This is a genomic window from Lapidilactobacillus mulanensis (assembly GCF_003946215.1).
Classification (GTDB): Bacteria; Bacillota; Bacilli; order Lactobacillales; family Lactobacillaceae; genus Lapidilactobacillus; species Lapidilactobacillus mulanensis.
On sequence record NZ_RHOW01000002.1, the window covers coordinates 38,382 to 57,320 of the forward strand.

The following is an 18,939-nucleotide window of genomic DNA, read 5'->3' on the forward strand; positions in this document are numbered from 1 at the left end:
AAGGCGACTGATTTCAAATTACAACCGCAAATCTTTATGCGTCATATTTTTTCATCTCATCTCTTCTTACAATATTGTTAGTTGAGTCGCGCAATTGTTCGTACATTCGCGGGCTATTTTTTGAGATTGACTTACAATTTAATTGGAGCTAATTATCAAGGACCTAATCAGGAGGCTGTTCATGGATAAGAAAAAAGCAGAGCCAAAAGATCATGAAATTCGCAACTTTATTTTAAGAACACTTTTATATTTTGTTGTTTTCTTTCTGTTGATGTATCTGTACAGTTACGTCGGCGTCAATGGCAGTCACTTTATATACAACGAGTTTTAAACTAAGGGGGACTTGGGATGATTCAAAATATTATTGAAGCCATCGATGAAATCAGCGCGAAATATCCAGATCGAATCGCTTACGATTATCTCGGAACACAATATTCCTATTCGCAATTGGTTCAACAGGCCAACACGTTGGCAATTCATTTAGATGCGCAAAATTTACCAGTAAAGGCGCCGATCATTGTTTACGGTGGGCAAGAATTCGAAATGTTAGTTGCTTTCCTTGCCGCTGTTAAAACCGGACATGCTTATATTCCAGTCGACAGCCATTCTGACAACCACCGATTACAAATGATTCAAGACACGGCGAATTCACCTTTGATCATCGCGATTGACCAACTACCAGTTGAGCTTCCCGAAATTCAAGTGATCACGTTAGCAGAAATTAATCTTTTAAACGTGACTGATTCTCATCCCCAGTTTCAAGCTGTCCGTGGTGACGACAATTTTTATATTATTTTCACTTCTGGTACGACCGGCAAACCTAAAGGCGTGCAAATTTCCCACAACAATTTATTAAGCTTCGTGAATTGGCAACTGTCTGATTTTCAATGGCCGACTGATCCCAACGTCTTAGCACAAGCACCCTTCTCGTTTGATCTGTCAGTCATGGGGTTGTATCCAACACTGACAACCGGTGGCACTTTAAAGGCGCTGCCGAAAGAAGTCACCGAAGATTTCAAGCAATTGTTCCACTATCTGCCTCAACTGCAGCTCAATGTGTGGATCTCGACACCTTCCTTGGTTGAGATTTGTCTCTTATTGAAAGATTTCAACGAGACCAACTATCCCACACTGACTCATTTTATCTTCTGTGGCGAAGAATTAAGTCATACCACCGCTGAAAAATTAATTGCGCGTTTCCCCAGCAGCCATATTTACAATACGTATGGGCCAACGGAAGCATGTGTTGCGGTAACTGGTATTGAGATCACACCAGAAGTTCTAGCTCAGTATTCACGTTTACCGATCGGTTATGTTAAAGAAGATACTAAAATTTCCGTCGTTGCTGAGCAAAACGAACAAATTGGCGAAATTTTGATCAGTGGTCCTAGTGTTTCGAAGGGCTATCTCAATCTACCCGAAAAAACCGCGGCTGCCTTTGATAACACACAACCTTGGTCAACTTATCATAGTGGCGATCTTGGCTTCTTTGCCGACGACCAGCTGCTCTTCTATCGTGGCCGCATGGATTTTCAGATCAAGTTCAACGGTTATCGCATCGAGCTGGAAGAAATTAATTTCTATTTACGTCAAAGTGCTTTGATCGAACAAGGTGTGGTTGTCCCGCGCTATAACAAGGATCACCGCGTCAACCAATTGATTGCGATTATCGTGCCGGAAAAAACACCCGTCGATTCAGAAAACGACTTGACCAATGCGATCAAGCAAGAACTACAAGACAATATTATGCCGTACATGATGCCCCAGCGCTTTATTTACCGACAGAGTTTACCGCGATCCGCCAATGATAAGGTCGATATCAAGGCGTTGATACTGGAGGTCAACTCACAGTGATCAATTTACAACCTTATAGCAATCCTGCCTACTTTGGCATCTTGCTTATCGCCTTATTGCCTGTGATCATCGGCTTGTATTTTGGTCGCCGACTGAAAATCTACGAGTCTATTTTTACCTTAGCGTTTCTCATCCTGACTTTTGGCGGTGACCACTGGCATCAAGGTGCCGCGTTGATTCTGTACACGTGTTACCAAGTTCTACTGACAATGGGATTCACTCATTATCGCTGGAATAAAAATCAGACGACTATTTTCGTGAGTGCTGTTATTTTAAGCATCTTGCCTTTGATCATCGTGAAATTCACGCCACTATTTCCTAACTACAACGGTTTTAATATCGGTTTTTTGGGAATCAGTTATTTAACTTTCAAAACCGTACAGGTCATCATGGAATTACGTGATGGGACGATCAAAGAGATCTCGTGGTCTCAGTACCTACATTTTCTGCTCTTTTTCCCAACAATTTCCTCAGGGCCGATCGATCGTTATCGGCGATTCATTAAAGATTACGAAAATGTTCCCGATCGTTCCGCCTATTTGGATGATGTCAGCAAGGCTGTTTTCTATCTCATTCAAGGATTTCTCTACAAATATATCCTTGGCTATATTTTTGGCACCTTATTATTACCCAACGTTGCGCGCGCGGCAATGAGCCAAAGTTCTGCTTTCGGTGGAACGGGAATTTCTTGGTATCTATTAGGCTATATGTATGTTTACAGCATGTATTTATTTTTCGACTTTGCGGGTTATAGTCTGTTCGCCGTTTCGATCAGTTATTTCATGGGGATCAAAACGCCAATGAACTTTAACAAACCTTTCCTTGCCCACAACATTAAGGAATTTTGGAATCGTTGGCACATGACCTTATCCTTCTGGTTCCGTGATTTTATCTTCATGCGTTTTACGTTTTGGGTGATGAAGCATCGCTGGGTCAAGAATCGCGTGCGCATGTCGCAGCTGGCCTACTTGGTCAACTTTCTGATTATGGGTTTTTGGCATGGATTGACTTGGTACTATATTGTATACGGCCTCTTCCATGCCGCCGCGATCATCATCAACGATTATTGGCTGCGGTATAAAAAGAATCATGCGGATAAAATTCCTCATAATAAATTTACCGAAGGTTTGGCTATCTTTGTCACCTTTAACATTGTTTGTTTTAGCTTTTTGATTTTCTCTGGATTTTTGAATCAATTATGGTTCTAAGGGCTGATACTGCTGGCCAGTTGAAAAATACGATCTACCTGCGGCGAAAATTGCTGTGGAAGTGTGTAAAGATTGATCTACCTTCGGCAGAAGTTGCTCCAGAAAATAGTGGGAGGTTGCTGTGGGGACGGCTTCAAGCTTTTGGAAGTTCGCCAAAAGTTTTCCGCCTAAAATGTGAGCTCTTCCAAAACCGTGAAGATCTCACATTTTCCCATTTTGTAAATTCGCAAGAACCACTCATTAACAAAATTACCACTGCAATCCCACTATTTTCTTCCGCAACTTCTGCCTAAACTTATTCTGTTTAGGCTAGGATCTGAATAACAGGGTTCCTCAAGCTTGATTGACATTGTTGTCTTGACTCTGAATAGTTGAACTGAAAAGTCGGAACGATAATTAAGTCCGCCTTTCGTCTTCAAAAAACTAAAGTTGCGGTACAAATCAGTCGCACAGGTCTAGACGTTAACTAGAGCCAGCACCATAAAACCGCCGAGATGAGTCAGAACGCGGAAGAAAAAGTTGCGACTCGCAGTGAAATTGTTCTTGCGGGACCCATTAAGTTTTTAAAACAATCTCAGATAAGTTGACCAACAATGCAGTTCTGCACTAAAACCCAGTCCCGCTAGAACAAGGGTGATCTTCAAGACTTTGCCGATTTTGCAAAGGCTTGAAGTCATCCCCACAGCGAGGCGCAACTATTTTCTGGAGCGTTCTGACGGAACCAAATCAATTCCTACCACTCGTAAACAAAGCCTTCAATAATCAGTTCAAAAGCTTTAAATACCACCTGCAGCAAATTTATTGCATCAACAAACTCAGCACCTATTTTGAAAGGATGATCAACATGACAGACTCAGAAAAACTATATTCAATTATCAATGACTTAACTGGCGAGGATCTCACGGGCAAAGGTGATACCAACCTATTCGATACTGGTTTGCTCGATTCCATGGCAACTGTTCAGCTTTTATTAGAAATTGAAACGGAGATTGGCGTCGAAGTGCCTGTCTCTGAATTTGAACGCACTGAGTGGGAAACACCCAACAAAATCATTGCCAAAATTGGGACGCTCAAATGAAAACCCGCAAAAAATTATGGCTGATTTTCGGACCAGTCATCATCGCGGCTATCGCAGTTTGGCTGGTTTTATTATTACCATTCAGTCACCAGCGTATCAGCCAAGATTCGCTGAAGCATGGCGCGGTATCACTCTCAACCAACGTTTATCATGGTCAACTGTTCAAGAAACAAGCCTTCTCAGAAAATTACGTTCCCTTCCTCGGCTCATCAGAATTATTGCGCATGGATCCTTTACACCCTTCTGTATTGGCAGCGAAATATCACCGTTCTTATCAGCCGTTTCTGCTAGGAAACGCTGGGAGTCAATCGTTGAATCATTTCTTCACCTTACAGGGCGTACATCCACAACTGCAGGGTAAAAAAATTGTTTATATTATTTCACCGCAGTGGTTTACCAAGCGTGGTCAAGAACCAGATGCCTTTAGTTTCTATTATTCACCGCTCCAGGCGATTCAATGGCTGCTCTCGGTCAATGATTCGACTGCAACTCGTTATGCCGCAAAACGGCTTTTAGAGATGCCCTCGGGCAAAGCGAGTTCAACCATTGCGGCTGCTTTAAATAAAGTTGCCAAAGGAGAACGTTTGAATCAAAGTGATCGATTCCTGCTCAATTTGCGCCTACGAATTTTATTGAATGAAGACGCGCTTTTTTCTCGTTTTAGTTTGGCAGATCATTGGAAAACAATCGAAAAAGGGGAACGTTTATTACCGAGCCACGATTCCGACACGCTTCTGACGAAAACGGCGATACAACTTGCTAAAAAGCATACGAATAATAATACATTTGGTATCGATAATCACTTTTACAGCGAGCGCTTGCGTGGATCACGGATCAATGGGCTACGTAATAGCCAGAAACATTATGATTATCGCCAGTCACCTGAGTATAGTGACTTGGAATTACTGCTGACTGAATTTAAGCAGCTCAATGCTAATGTCCTCTTCGTTATTCCGCCAATCAACCAAAAGTGGGCCACGTATACGGGTTTACCATTGCCAATGCTACAAGAAACAGCCACCAAAATTAAATATCAGTTACGCAGTCAAGGCTTCAATCATATTGCCGATCTGACAAATGACACGCATGCGAACTATATGATGCAAGATACGATTCACCTGGGCTGGTTGGGCTGGCTAAAAGTCGATGAAAAAGTGAACCCATTTCTCACACAAACGCAAGCACAACCCCGCTATCAACTTAATTCATATTTCTTCACACCTCAGTGGCAAAAATCCTTAACCTTGCAGAAAAGTGATGGTACAAATGGCAAGTAATTTTAATCCACGACGACCGGTGAACCGGCGACGAGATCGCCGCCGGTTTTTCTGGCGCTACTTCTCAGTATCGACCATTATTGTCGTAATCATGACAACATTGTTTGGCATTCTCGGATTTTATCAAGGACACCAGAAAGCTGAAACTGAAAACACAAAACTGGCCAGCAAAACTGCAAAAACCTATCAACAAAAAATAACAAAATTACGTGCAGAAGCGCTGGCAGAAAAACAAACACCCACACTCAATTCATATTTTCAGTCGCGCTTAGCTAATATCGCTAGTAAAACTCATTTTCTTGGCGTCGCACAAATCTATTATCAAGACAAACTAGTCGCTAGTTGGCAATCCGGTTATTCCAACAAACAGGCAAATCAATTGAACACGGCCACAACAGGTTTCGAAATTAATTCGGTCCAGAAAGCAATGACAGGTGCTTTATTGATGCACCAAGTTGAGCTTGGTCGAGTTAAGCTGTCAGACTTTTTGAGTCAGTATTATCCCAACGTACCCAACAGTAATCAAATCACATTGCGTCAAATGCTAAATATGATTTCGGGTTTAACAATACCCAAAGGTTATACTCAGACCGTTATTCAGCCTGATCAGCAAATCATTGCCAATGATATTGCCAAGATCGTTTTTCGACCCCAGCAATATAACCAGTGGAGTTATCAACCAATCAATTACATTCTGCTGGCCGGCATTATCGAAAAAGTCTCCGGTCAGACTTACGCAAATTTATTTCAAGAACAAATTATTCAGAAGCTTAACTTAAAACACACTCATTTATCTTTTGCGCTACCTGCTGACTATCTACGTGCAACTGGATATAACTTTGCGGCAAAGTCTGCTCCAGCAAATATTTATAAACAGCCCCTAACGATTAATAACGCTCAAAAACACAGTGAATTGGGTACTGGGCAAGTTTATATGAGTGCCTATGACTTATATCAAGTTGAAAAAGGCATGCTGAATGGCAGTTTAATCAGCCAATCCAGTCGCGATCAATTATTCGTTGACGGTAGTACCAGTCATTATGGAGGCGGCCTTTATAATTACGCGAATTATAAAGGTGCCAATGGTGCGGGCGTCGGCTTTTATTCGCGAATTCATATTAGTCCCGACGGTAAAACCGCAATGGTTCTATTAACAAATCATCCAGCAACTTATCTGAACCTCGACAAAGTTTCTGGTGCGATTGATACCTTGTTATTTTAGAATCGCAGCAGTTAGCTCAGCCAAATCAATATATATCATCAAGTTTGCCGATTTATCTTGTGGCAAACTTTTTTCGTGTCGCTTTATTGGCTATCTTTTCCGTAAGCGTTTAGAATAAAAGTATGACCAAGACAAACATTAACCTGACTCAACTTTACGACTTATTGTATGACCATTTAGATAGCAACGGCTGGTGGCCCGCCCGCACGGATTGGCAGATCATCTGGGGCGCCGTTCTCATTCAGAATACGAATTGGAAAAGCGTCGATTACGCATTAGCAGCGCTCAAAGAACAGACCGAATTTTTGCCTTCAAAAATCCGGCTGCTATCTAACGAACAGTTACAAGAAGTGATCCACAGTGCGGGATTTTACGTCCGCAAAGCACAAACAATTCAAAATCTCTGCGCTTATTTTGCGACCTATCAAGATAACCTGGGGCTGTTGCGGATGAAACCCGTCGAACAACTCCGTCTGGAATTACTCGCGCTACCAGGAATCGGTCGAGAAACGGCCGACGCCATCTTGCTTTATGTGCTCAGCAAAGAAACTTTTATCGTTGATGTCTATTGCCGCCGCTTATTTCAACATCTCGGCGTGATTTTACCAAAGGGTTATGACGAAGCACAAAGATTGATCATGCCTCAACTAACAACGCTGACCCTGCGCAGCTTTCAAGAATTACATGCATGTATCGTGTTGACCGGTCAACTTTACAAAACGGAATCAGCTTGGCAAGAAAGTTTCCTAGCACCTTATCAGCTTAAATTCTAGCAACCTAAAGGAGATAAAATTTATGACAGTGATCACCGATTATATTGCGACCGTTCCCGTGGAACATCAATCAAAAGCAACCGAACTTTACCAGCTATTGAAAGAATTACTGCCGACTGCTAAAGAAAGAATGTCCTACCAAATGCCCAGCTTCTGGAGTGGCTACACGTTGATTTATTTCGCCGCCGCGAAGAATCATTTAGGTCTCTACCCGACGCCACAACCGATCGTCGCATTTGAGGATGAATTGCAGTCCTACAAAACTAGTAAGGGTGCGATTCAACTGCCCTATGATCAGACACTACCAACAGAATTGATTACGAAAATCGTTGAGTTTCAGAAACAACGCTATCAGGTAAAATAACTTACTCTGAGGATGACTTTTAAAACTTTAAACTGATTCGTGAAGGTTTTGTTTGCGTGTCGTAAGATTTAGTTTGGTTCCGTCAGAACGCTCCAGAAAAATGTTGCGCCTCGCTGTGGGGATGACTTCAAGCCTTTTGAAAACCGCAAAAGTCTTGAAGATCACCCTTGTTCTAGCGGGACTTGGGCTTGGGGGATAACTGAATTATTGCGCAACTTATCTGAGAAGATTTAATAAATTATTTGGTCCCGCAAGAACAACTTCACTGCGAGTCGCAACTTTTTTCTTCCGCGTTCTGACTCATCTCGGCGGTTTTTTAGTGGTTACTGAAGTTAACGGCTAGTCCTGTGCGACTGATTTGTACCGCAACATAATTTTGTTGAGGACGAAAGGCGGACTTGATTATCGTTCCGACTTTTTAGAAGAACTATTCGAAGTAAAGGCCACAGTGTTAATCACATTTGCGGAACCCTGTTATTCAGATCCTAGCCTAACCGAAATACGTTTAGGCAGAAGTTGCGGAAGAAAATAGTGGGATTGCAGTGGTATTTCTGTTAATGAGCGTACTGTGCGAATTTACAGAAAGGGAAAATATGAGATCCTGTGGTTTTCAGGAGCTCACATTTTAGGCGGAAGAATTTCCGTACTTTGGAAATCCTGCAGCCGTCCCCACAGCAACCTCCCACTATTTTCTGGAGCAACTGCTGCCGCAAGTAGACATAATTCCTCCCTTTCCGCATTAAACTATCGCGCAACAAAAAAACGAACCCGCCATGAATCGCCAGTTTTCCAACTGACATCCATGACCAAGGTTCGTTTTTAATTTTGTCTAAATTAGCGATGATCAATTTTTCGAGCCCAGAGATCACCGATACCCTGAATAATAAACACGATCACCAAAATCAGCAAAGTCGCCACGATCGTGATATCGTTTTGATAGCGCTGATAGCCCTTGCTGACGGCGATGTAGCCTAAACCACCACCGCCGACTGCACCGGCCATCGCGGTCAAGCCGATAATCGAAATGATCGTCAACACCGACGTGCGGATCAAATCGGGTAGGCCTTCGCGCAAATAAACTTGCGTGATAATCGTCCACGGCCCATAACCGAGCGCTTCGGCAGACTCGATCACACCCGGATCAATTTGCACCAGTGTATTTTGAACTTGGCGCGCATAAAATGGTGCCGCACCAATGATCAATGGAACCAAAGCACCCTTTGGTCCAATCGTGGTTCCCACTAACAATTGCGTGATCGGAAAAACAACCGACAATAAAATAATAAATGGAATCGATCGAAAAACGTTGACGATTTTATCGAGGATACTGTAAACCACACGATTGCTTAAAATTCCGTTCTCATCATAAACAACGAGCGCAATTCCCAACGCCAAGCCAATGGCACCACCAATTAGCGTTGTCCAAAACGTCATGTATAACGTCTGCCAAATTCCTTGGACCATCCCGTTGTCGCCGGTCCAATTCGCAACCACATTGGGCATAAATTGATTAAAAAAATCAGTCATTTGATTGCACCTCTTTGTCTCCAGACTTCAGAACCGTAACAGAAACGGAATTATCTTGCATGAACACTAGCGCCTGCTCGGTTTTTTTAGGCTCGCCAGAAAGAACAACCAATAAATTACCGACTGGTGTGCCTTGCAAGATTTCCAAGTTGCCAAATAAAATATTGGCGCTGACTTTATATTTATCATACAAAGCCGTGATCAACGGTTGGTCGGTTGTATCGCCGACATAACCCAATTTAACCAGCACTTCGCCTGGCTTCAGGTGTTGGACGATGTCTTGTTTTTCAACGACTGCCAACGAGGATTCGATGTGCGTTGTCGTGTCGATGAAATCCTTCGTCAATTCGGCGCGCGGTTGGCTGAATACTTGCAGCAATTCGCCTTCTTCGATCAAACGACCATCATCCATCACCGCCACACGATTACAAATCTGTTTGACCGCATCCATTTCATGCGTGATCAAAATGATCGTTAGATTTAACTTGCGATTCAAATCCGCCAATAAATCCAAAATCGATTCGGTGGTTTTAGGATCTAAGGCGCTGGTTGCTTCATCGGAAATCAAAATATCCGGGCGATTAGCCAAAGCACGCGCAATTCCGACCCGCTGTTTTTGACCACCAGATAATTGAGTGGGGTAATCATGACTCTTGTCGGATAAACCAACTAAGTCCAATAACTCGGCGACGCGTTTTGTGTGTTCCACTTTGCTCAGACCAGATTTTTTCAAGGCAAAGTTAACGTTGTCGGCAATCGTCAATGAATTCATCAAGTTAAAGTGTTGGAAAATCATGCCAATGTTGCGACGCTTCTCGCGCAATTGACGCGCTGGCAAAGTCAACATTTCGTCACCATTAACTTTGACGACCGCCTCTTTATTAGTTGGGCGTTGCAACAAGTTGATCACGCGCACCAAAGTTGATTTCCCGGCGCCGGAATAACCGACAATCCCGAAAATATCCCCTTTGTCGACCGTCAGATCCACTTGGTCAACCGCGTGTACTTCACGATCGGCTTCTTTAAACGTGACGTTAATATTTTTCAGTTCAATAATAGGTTCGTATGCCAAGAGCCGCACTTCCTTTTGCACTTATTCAAATAAAAACTAAAACAAGGGTCTTTGATTCAACAAAATTAAAGCAAGGGTCTTTCATCACGCTGAACTAAATCTGCAGAGCGAATGAGACGTTAACCCCAGTTCTCCACCATCCAACAAACAAACTGCACGGGTCTTTCATCACGCAGAACTAAATCTACAAAACGAATGAGACGTTACTGCCAGTTCTCCACCATCCAACAAACAGACTGCACGGGTCTTTCATCACGCAGAACTAAATCTACAAAACGAATGAGACGTTACTGCCAGTTCTCCGCGACCCAACAAACAAGCTACAAAAAAAGAGTTCGAATCTATTTCTAGAAACGAACTCGTCGTGATTACCATTCTAATTTGAGTTAACTTTACAGTCAGCTCCTCAGCAACGCACAGGAATAAAATAATTCCGATGCGTGTGCACGATAATGTGTGCCACTCCATCATCGCTTTGCTAACGTTTAGCGATGCCAATCTTCGAGCCATTTTCAACCGATCCTAACTACCTTACTCTCAGCAAATGTAAGTTTTCTGTACAGTCTTGATCGATTTACTTACTCGTTCAATTTGTTTGTTGAATGAATTTTTATATTGTTTCCACAATACATTAGCGTTTCAGAACTGTCAAGCACTTTGACACTTATTTCAGTGAATCGGCGAAAAGTTTTATTTTTTTCGACGAATTTTCTGCAACCAATCGACTTTTTTCGCTTTTCCATGAACAATGGCAATTAAATCGCGTCTGAAACTAATAATCGACAATAATGTCAACACGGCGAACCCAATACCGGTCTCTGTGCCAAACTTTAAAAAACTCACGATCGTAAAACTGAGCAGGATCACAATTCCCGGTAAGGTTAAATTCTGCGTGATCAACATGACGGCCAAGGCGATCAGTAAACAAATCAAACCCCATTGCCAGTTATACATCACCAGCAAGATGGCCGAAACTGCGACGCCCTTGCCACCGTGAAATTTTTGCCAGACTGGATAGTTGTGCCCTAATGTGGTGCCAATGCCAGCGTATAAACTTGCCAATTTACCGAGCTCAGGAAATAAAAGTTGGCAAATATAAACGGCGATGATCGTTTTCAATAAATCGCCGCACAATGTCAGAATTCCGAACTTTTTTCCTAAGACGGCGCCAATATTTGCGGTGCCAGGATTACCGGAGCCGAGATTCCGCGGGCTTTTGCCAGTGCGCCACTGGCTGACCACGTATGCCGTTACGAAGTTGCCGAATCCGTAACCGATCAATAAACAGTATAACTTGGGGATCCACATGCACATCCACCCCTTTGATAAAATTAATTATATTATAGCAGAATATGTGTGGATCTATCGCGGTATGAAAAATATTAAAAATTCTGGCGCTACCTCCGGCAGAAGTTGCTCCAGAAAATAGACCGATTGGTTGTGAGGGATAGCTCTCAGCCAATTAAAAAACAAATTGTCTTCGAGCACGATTTGGGCCTTTTCCGAAACCCACGAAAAAGTCTCAAATGCGCCCCCTAGTCTAATTTTTCTGTGAATCCTTTCGAGAAGATACCTCAGTTAAAAAGTATCACCGGAAATAAGCGCCTGAATGATAATAAAAATCATAACAACCGTATAGATAACACCAAGCACCATCATCCAACCAAGTACGCCATTAACATTGCCAAAAATCAAATCGAACCGGTTATTTCTTGTGACTTTATCTGTGAGCTTGATACCTTGCATGCTTGGAATCGTGAGCAAGTTTTTCTTGAAGAGCTGACCATTTTCTTGGGTGAGAAATTCTGTAAAAATATGTTTGTTGTCTGTTTCAAAATCCAATCCATACCAAACGTCTTCTGGTTCAACGCCATTTTCTGGTAATGGCACTTTTTGCTTGTGTTCACGTAATTTAACGTTATGCAATTCAGAATATTGATATGAAAAATATTGAGTTGGATCGTCGATAAACTCAATCAAAATGAAAAAAATAATGCGTCGATCTGTGAAGATCATCAGCCGATTGCCGCGTAAACTGTCTTGTGCTTTCATGTAGTCTTTACCAGCTAGCGTTTTGATATTATACATGCCCATCACACCACCAGTTGCCATTTGCGAGTTATTCTCATCCGTCATCGGCATGAAATTAATAATTTTCTCATCCGGTGCCAGAAGATCATTGACTTGTGCAAGTACCTGTTGCATGGTGATGAATAATTTAGCCTCACGTTCCTTATACTTACGCCGCAAATAATCGGTTGCTGGCTGAATATACACTTTTGTCGGCAAGCCATTCATGCCGTTGATCACTTCTACAAATGGATTACTAAAGATCATGACGTTCAACCTCCTGTTGTAACTTCTTGCGTCCTCGGGATAACTGCTTATAAACGGATAAGCGATGAATATGAAGTTCCTTTGCAATCTCGGGAACGGTCAAATCGGCGACGTAAAACATTTCAAAAATTTGTCTCTGACTATCAGTTAATGGGGCAAATATTTGTTGATAGTCAACTGGCTCCTCAACTTCTGTGGCAAGATTTACATTTTCATCAAGATGACTATCATCGACGCTCAAAATATTATATGTTGCTCTCAATCCGCGCTTATAATCGGTCGTCTGATTCTTGACCACAGTTCCTAACCATGCTTCAAAATTCCCCTTGCTTGGATCAAACATCCTGATTTTCGTCCAAACTTGGAAATAACAACGATTTTCAATATCAGCCACAAATGTACGCTCATAATCATTGGGCAGATAATGCAAGATCACACGATGAATGAACTCACCATAAGCCGCAATCAGTTGCTCCAATGCAGCGTCATCACGCTTTTGCAAAGCAGTAATCAAATCATTATCCTTCATACGCTTCACCAACTTTCCCTTACACTAGATACTACGCTTGAAGTTGCCAAAAGTTGACCGGTGAGCAAAATAATTATTCCAAAATAGCAAAAAAATTCCGAGCGTCAGTAACTCACGCTCGGAAAATTTTCAATAACGATTTAGTTCGTAGTTGAAGAAAGCTCTTCAGCAATTTTAACAGCTTCATCTTCAGCGTTCGTTTGAACCTGGTTCTCTGGTAATTCGAGCAAGTGTTGGCGCGCAATGATCAAGCGAATGATCAACGTTTGGCTCAGCAACACCACGCCTGTGATCACGAAGATCGGAAAGGCGGTCATGTGATCAAACATGGCACCATAGAGAATCGTTCCCAGCGGCATCATCATCATTCCGATTGTGCTCGATAATGAAAAGACACGTCCTTGCATGTGATGTGGAATTAATTGCTGCATGAACGTCATGATCGGCGTGTTAATAAAGACTAGGATGATGCCATTGAAGGCATTTAGCACCACGTAATAAACGGTATTGACACTATTTGTCCAACCCACTAATTCGGGAATCCCCAGAATAAACAGGAGTCCAGACAACACCGCTAAGCAAGTGTAGGAAATATTCACAGGATGCTGTTTCAGATTAATAGCGCCTAATAATAAGCCACCCAGAAACATGCCCACTGCAAAAGCCGAATCCGTAATCCCATATTGTGTATTGGAAAGCTTTAAGGTATTGACCAACAAATAAGGTTCCCCGACGTTCAGCGCGGCGAAGAAAAAGTTGATGCCCGCACTAGAAATCATCATGATCAACATTAATTTTTGGTGGCGAAGATAGTGAAAACCGGCTTGAAAATTTTGCCAGATCGATTCTTTTGGTGCATCTGCTTCAGCGGTCGGATTTTGCGAACCGCTGGCGCTGTCAGCAGCGGCGAGCTGAACGGTTTGATTTTTCTCAGTGGCCTTCACTAAGTTGAAGTTTAAGAACACGATTCCGATCAGCGCGGTGACTTCAAATAAAATTTCGAGGTAAGCGAAGGTGTCAATGGCAACGAGGGTGTATACGAGCGCGCCGATAATCGGTGCCAGGAAAGCCGCCAGCGAGGTGATCGATTGATTCAGCGAATTGACCCGCTGCAATTCGGCGCCTTTGAATAATTGGACGAGGCTAGCAGTCAAGGATGTGCTGAGGAAATTATCAGTCACTTGCAACAGAATGATCAGCCCGATCAATTCAGGAAAATATTGTGCCGGCCAGTTGTGAAAGACTAGTCCGAAAACCAGTAAACCTAAACTCGTGGTGATTTGCGCGGTGATCATAATTTTGCGGTGATTCATAGTATCGACGATGTAGCCGACAAACGGCGTCAGGATCAGCGAGACAATTGGACCGGTGATCATGGAAACACCCATGCCCAGCGCAGAACCGGTTCGATGAAGGATGTAAAGGCCAATGGCGAAATTTAACATGCCACTGCCGAAAGTGCCGGCAAATTTGATGACCAGCATTTTTAACATTTGCGTGGATATTTTTGATTTGTTCATAATGGTTCTCTCCTAAATGATGGTGGCTGAATCGTACAAAAGCAAACCAACCCATGGCTACTCACAACTTAATTGTGTTCGCCATCACTGAAATCACTGTCTAAGTGCAAATAACTTAAATCTTAAGACCAAGATTTTAGTTATTCGCGACTTAGCCATTGATTTCAACCCGTGATGGCTCACAACTCAACTTAAATATAATGTATGGTCAACTCTCCTACCTTCAAATTGCCGACTAGATATACTTTGGGTCCAGTTTTGGATGAGTGGCCATTTTCACTGATGTCGACAATAAACGAATCTAGTTGTTCCTGAATATCCCAGGCTTCGGGAATATAAAGATCAATCTGACCAACATTGCCATTGACTTCAATTGCGGCGTGATCGCCAACAATTTTAGCACCGTCGAAATAAACTTTGACTTCACCGACGGTCATGTTAATAACGGCCTGCTGGAAATTTTCTGATTGAATATAGCGAACGGCGCTACCCATTCTGACATTAACTTCGACGGTCGATTCGTGATCGGTCGTCGTGTTTTCACTGGAATCATCCGCGTCATCGTCTCGACCAATAATGATATTGTGGTGGCCAGGGCCTTTATCGCTGTTATAAATAATATGTGCGTGGTGACGATGATGCTTGCGTTTCAACGGTTGAAAAACCAACGATAGGCCGATGCTCAATAACAACGCCACGCCTAAGACTGTCCAAGGAACCAAGCTGGTAATCCCCAACGGTTTGGCATACAACATGCTCATAAATGCCAGGCTGAAAATCGCGCCGGTGAAACTCCACTCGGCTAAACTTTTGACTGCCGCCGCAGCTAATACAAAGGTGAAAACTAGCGTCCAAAAGCTCAAGTGATAACTGAACCAGCCCATTTTACTAGCGACTAAGATCACCGCACAGGCTAAGAAAAATAATCCCCAGAACCAGTGTCCCCATTTTGTTTTCGTATTCATTTTAATAACCTCATTTCATTTAAACGCTCTTGTAATTGCTTGTAATAACGACGCGATGCATAAACTTCCTTATGCGAATCGTAGAAAGAAATCAAACAGTTAGAAATCGATTTGTTCAACGCATTGATCTGATTTAAATTCACGATCGTCGATTTGGCCACCTGCATAAAATAAGCCGGTAATTTCGTGGCGATTTCGTAAAGTCGCTCTTTACTAGTATAAATATCGTCAGCCGTATGAATTTGTAACTGCCGATTCTCTGTCTCAATGAACAGGATCGACTCCGGCTTGAGAAAATACTCGGTCGAATTTTTGAAGCCAGACAAAGTTTCATTACTCAGAGGCGTGTTGGCTAAAAGTTGTTTGATTTTTTCGATGTTGGGATCATCGCCGGCCGTGCGAATGACCACTTCTGGTTGCTGCAAGTGTTCATCGATTTCAACCCGAACTTTCATTTGCCATCGCTCCTTTCCTGAATAATATCCACCGCATGAATCGATTTAGCACGTCGAGACATGCACTGTTCCTGTGGCTTGTCATTATTACACTACATTTACTCGAAGAGCGCTATGCTTTTCGCATAAGCGGTTAAAATTGGCGCGCAAGTGGTTAACCAAAGATACTTTAGGATCAGTGACAACAAAAAACTCAGCCCCTTAGCAAGTGTGTAGCCTGCTAAGGAGCTGAGTTTGAGTTTACTTATTTTTCTAACGCGAATTCATGATGAGCCAATCGATATGAATGATCACATACCGCGGCAACATCTGGTTCGTGAGTAACGATAATCACGCAGCGATCTTGTTCGTGAGCAATTTTTTGGAAGAGTTGGATCACTTCTTGCGTGTTGTCTTCATCCAAGTTACCAGTCGGTTCGTCGGCAACAACGAGTTTCGCATCACAACACATGGTGCGGGCGATGGCGACACGCTGTTGCTGGCCACCAGATAAACGCTGAACGTTTTTGGTCATTTGCTCATCTGTCAGTCCGAGTTTTTGCAACATGCCTCGCGCGTAATTCTTATCACCTTCATGGCTGGATTTGGTCACTGCCATGGCCGTCAGGAGATTATTCAGTGGCGACATATAAGTGAGTAGGTTATACGATTGGAAGACGATAGAGACGTGTTTTTGGCGATATTTGGTCAAGCCAATGTGACTGAGCGACTGACCGTCAAGAATGATCTCGCCGGCTTTCGGTTTGTCCAATCCAGAAATCAATGATAAAAGTGTTGTTTTCCCAGAACCGCTTTGACCAACGATCGCATAAGACTGACCGGTTTCAAATTTTAAATTGACGTCTTCGAAGAGGCTATTGTCCTGGATGTCATACCAATAACCGATATTTTTAAGTTCGAGCATATTTAATGACCTCCTTAGTCAATGAGTACTTTTCTAGGTGATAGGCGTAGAATTCCGACCGAAGCTAGTGTGATGGACACAAAGATGATTGCTAATCCAAAGCCACCTAATTCAGCGAGATTCGTCGGCGTGACTTGAACATCGAGCTCGGTCTTGTCCGTGCTACTATCCATGAAGCTAGCGCCACCGCGACCAGTTGAACCGCTCGGAGCGTTGCCACTTGGTGCTTGGCCACCGCCACCCATCTGACCACTAGGGCCATTGCTCGTCGATTGAACTGTCGTTGCCGTTGAAGACGTTTGTTGAGAAACAAGCTGTTCACCTAACTTATTACCAACGAATGTACCGCCAGCACCAGCAATTCCCATCGCGACGATCAGAACTAAGAACATCTCAACGAAGAATTGGGCGATAATTTTAGCACGAGATTCACCTAATGAAAGTAAAACACCAATTTCGTAGCGGCGTTCGCGGATCATTAAGATGATAATCAAGGCCAGGATGATTGTCCCAGCAATCGCCACTAACCAAACAATTTTATCGGCGAATGATTTAATATTCGTCATTGAAGCTTTAACACTCTGATAACTCGCATCGTTAGCAGAAAGTGAATATTTCGACGTGCTGATCAATTTCGTTCCGGCTTTTTTAACCGAATTAACTTTCGCAGGATCACTCACGTTAAAAGTGACAGAGTCAGCCGTGTTCTTATATTTGGTACCTTTGATCGTATTTGCGAGTGTATAAGAACTGTAAACTGTATTCGATGGATCCGTTGCGCCAGGACCCATTTGTGTTGAGCCACTTGTTGAAGGCGCCTTGTAAATACCGACGATCTTCAACTTGTAAGACTTGCTGCCAGAAACAGATTTAACGGTAACCGTATCGCCAACACTGAGGCTTTCTTGCTTCGCCAATTCAGATTCGACGATAATATTATTAGAGTTTGCATCCGACGCTTTGATCCCACGACCCTTAGTGATTTTGTAACCACCAGAAGTAAAATTAGTTGTCAAGGCCGTCGTCGAAACACCGGTAACGGCAATATCGCCTTGGCTAGATGTCATCTTACTGTCACTGCCGCCAGGTCCACCCTGATCTGCAGAAACAGAAGATGAAGTCGACGTGGAAATGGCGTCGAAGCTAGACGCATTGACAGATGTGGAAGCCGTCAAATTGTAATTTTTAACATTTGATAAACTAGCAATTTGCTTAACATCCGCCAACTTGACCGGTGTCAATGATAATGAAGGCTTCGTTGGTTTGCTCGTCGAATCGCTTCTTGAAGATTTACGCATACTTTTGAAAGCCGCATCGCGATTAGCCGACAACGTCAAAGTCGCCCCGACACTCTTCTTAGCGTTACTAGTCGCCGCATCCGCCGCATTGCGGATCAACAACCCCGCTAATACAAATAAAAGAATGGCAGAAGTCACCAAGATCAACAAAATTGTACGACCTTTCTTGGCAATTAAATTAAGCCAAGCACGTTTGAAAAAATTCATAGAATACCTCCTAATAAAATAAGTTGTGAGCCATCACGGGTTGAAATCAATGGCTAAGTCGACAATAACTAAAATCTTGGTCTTAAGATTTAAGTTATTGTCACTTAGACAGTGATTTCAGTGATGCGAACACGTTTATGTTGTGAGAGCTGACGGTTGGCTGCGTAGAATAAGTTCAGAAACAACTTAATTCGGTTTTTGAATTCAGTTGTTTCTAACTTATTCATAGCAGACAGTCAGATCGAGCACGATTATGTTGTGTTAAAAAGCCAACGCCATATTTAAGTCTGTCCATTTCGTTTGAGTGTCAATATTTTCTGCCACCACCTATGCGTCATTTGTTAACGTT

The 18,939-nt window shown here is 42.8% G+C and carries 18 protein-coding genes; 8 read left to right on the forward strand and 10 right to left on the reverse strand.

Annotated features, from left to right (window positions below):
• Positions 1-181 precede the first annotated feature (181 nt).
• The 8 genes from EKM67_RS00835 (at position 182) to EKM67_RS00870 (ending at position 7,776) form a co-directional block, all read left to right on the forward strand.
• Positions 182-331, forward strand: coding sequence for a teichoic acid D-Ala incorporation-associated protein DltX (locus EKM67_RS00835; RefSeq protein WP_125576308.1), 150 nt, complete (start codon positions 182-184; stop codon positions 329-331).
• A 17-nt stretch (positions 332-348) separates the two neighbouring features.
• Positions 349-1,854, forward strand: a complete 1,506-nt coding sequence (gene dltA / locus EKM67_RS00840; RefSeq protein ID WP_125576310.1) for a D-alanine--poly(phosphoribitol) ligase subunit DltA — start codon at positions 349-351, stop codon at positions 1,852-1,854.
• A complete protein-coding gene (gene dltB, locus EKM67_RS00845; protein ID WP_125576312.1) occupies positions 1,851-3,062 on the forward strand; it encodes a D-alanyl-lipoteichoic acid biosynthesis protein DltB in 1,212 nt (403 codons plus the stop codon). Before dltA ends, dltB begins: the two co-directional genes overlap by 4 nt.
• Before the next feature lie 844 nt (positions 3,063-3,906).
• Positions 3,907-4,140 (forward strand): D-alanine--poly(phosphoribitol) ligase subunit DltC, encoded by a 234-nt coding sequence (gene dltC, locus EKM67_RS00850; protein WP_125576314.1) that lies wholly within the window; start codon positions 3,907-3,909, stop codon positions 4,138-4,140.
• Positions 4,137-5,417 (forward strand): D-alanyl-lipoteichoic acid biosynthesis protein DltD, encoded by a 1,281-nt coding sequence (gene dltD / locus EKM67_RS00855; protein WP_125576316.1) that lies wholly within the window; start codon positions 4,137-4,139, stop codon positions 5,415-5,417. Before dltC ends, dltD begins: the two co-directional genes overlap by 4 nt.
• Positions 5,407-6,639 carry a serine hydrolase domain-containing protein gene (locus EKM67_RS00860; protein ID WP_164506520.1) on the forward strand — a complete coding sequence of 411 codons (1,233 nt, stop codon included), beginning with the start codon at positions 5,407-5,409 and terminating at the stop codon, positions 6,637-6,639. Before dltD ends, EKM67_RS00860 begins: the two co-directional genes overlap by 11 nt.
• Positions 6,640-6,761: 122 nt before the next feature.
• Positions 6,762-7,412, forward strand: a complete 651-nt coding sequence (locus tag EKM67_RS00865; RefSeq protein WP_125576320.1) for an endonuclease III domain-containing protein — start codon at positions 6,762-6,764, stop codon at positions 7,410-7,412.
• A gap of 22 nt (positions 7,413-7,434) precedes the next feature.
• Positions 7,435-7,776: an iron chaperone gene (locus EKM67_RS00870; protein ID WP_125576322.1), complete on the forward strand. Its 342-nt coding sequence runs from the start codon at positions 7,435-7,437 to the stop codon at positions 7,774-7,776.
• Between the two features lie 834 nt (positions 7,777-8,610).
• On the opposite strand, the gene EKM67_RS00875 is transcribed toward EKM67_RS00870, so the two are convergent.
• The 10 genes from EKM67_RS00875 to EKM67_RS00920 form a co-directional block, all read right to left on the reverse strand.
• Positions 8,611-9,303: a methionine ABC transporter permease gene (locus EKM67_RS00875; protein ID WP_125576324.1), complete on the reverse strand. Its 693-nt coding sequence runs from the start codon at positions 9,301-9,303 to the stop codon at positions 8,611-8,613.
• Complete coding sequence (locus EKM67_RS00880; RefSeq protein WP_125576326.1) at positions 9,296-10,375, reverse strand: methionine ABC transporter ATP-binding protein; 1,080 nt, start codon at positions 10,373-10,375, stop codon at positions 9,296-9,298. Before EKM67_RS00880 ends, EKM67_RS00875 begins: the two co-directional genes overlap by 8 nt.
• Before the next feature lie 690 nt (positions 10,376-11,065).
• Positions 11,066-11,683: a glycerol-3-phosphate acyltransferase gene (locus EKM67_RS00885; RefSeq protein WP_225417258.1), complete on the reverse strand. Its 618-nt coding sequence runs from the start codon at positions 11,681-11,683 to the stop codon at positions 11,066-11,068.
• Positions 11,684-11,953: 270 nt separating this feature from the next.
• Positions 11,954-12,712 carry a hypothetical protein gene (locus EKM67_RS00890; protein ID WP_125576328.1) on the reverse strand — a complete coding sequence of 253 codons (759 nt, stop codon included), beginning with the start codon at positions 12,710-12,712 and terminating at the stop codon, positions 11,954-11,956.
• Positions 12,702-13,241 (reverse strand): RNA polymerase sigma factor, encoded by a 540-nt coding sequence (locus EKM67_RS00895; protein ID WP_125576330.1) that lies wholly within the window; start codon positions 13,239-13,241, stop codon positions 12,702-12,704. The genes EKM67_RS00890 and EKM67_RS00895 overlap by 11 nt, the downstream gene beginning before the upstream one ends.
• Positions 13,242-13,381: 140 nt before the next feature.
• Positions 13,382-14,761 (reverse strand): MFS transporter, encoded by a 1,380-nt coding sequence (locus tag EKM67_RS00900; RefSeq protein WP_125576332.1) that lies wholly within the window; start codon positions 14,759-14,761, stop codon positions 13,382-13,384.
• Between the two features lie 191 nt (positions 14,762-14,952).
• Positions 14,953-15,726, reverse strand: coding sequence for a LiaF transmembrane domain-containing protein (locus EKM67_RS00905; protein ID WP_125576334.1), 774 nt, complete (start codon positions 15,724-15,726; stop codon positions 14,953-14,955).
• Positions 15,723-16,181 (reverse strand): LytTR family DNA-binding domain-containing protein, encoded by a 459-nt coding sequence (locus EKM67_RS00910; RefSeq protein ID WP_125576336.1) that lies wholly within the window; start codon positions 16,179-16,181, stop codon positions 15,723-15,725. The genes EKM67_RS00905 and EKM67_RS00910 overlap by 4 nt, the downstream gene beginning before the upstream one ends.
• Positions 16,182-16,425: 244 nt before the next feature.
• Positions 16,426-17,085, reverse strand: coding sequence for an ABC transporter ATP-binding protein (locus EKM67_RS00915; protein ID WP_125576338.1), 660 nt, complete (start codon positions 17,083-17,085; stop codon positions 16,426-16,428).
• Between the two features lie 14 nt (positions 17,086-17,099).
• Entirely contained in the window at positions 17,100-18,590 is a 1,491-nt protein-coding gene (locus EKM67_RS00920; RefSeq protein ID WP_125576340.1) for an ABC transporter permease, read from the reverse strand.
• Positions 18,591-18,939: the final 349 nt, after the last annotated feature.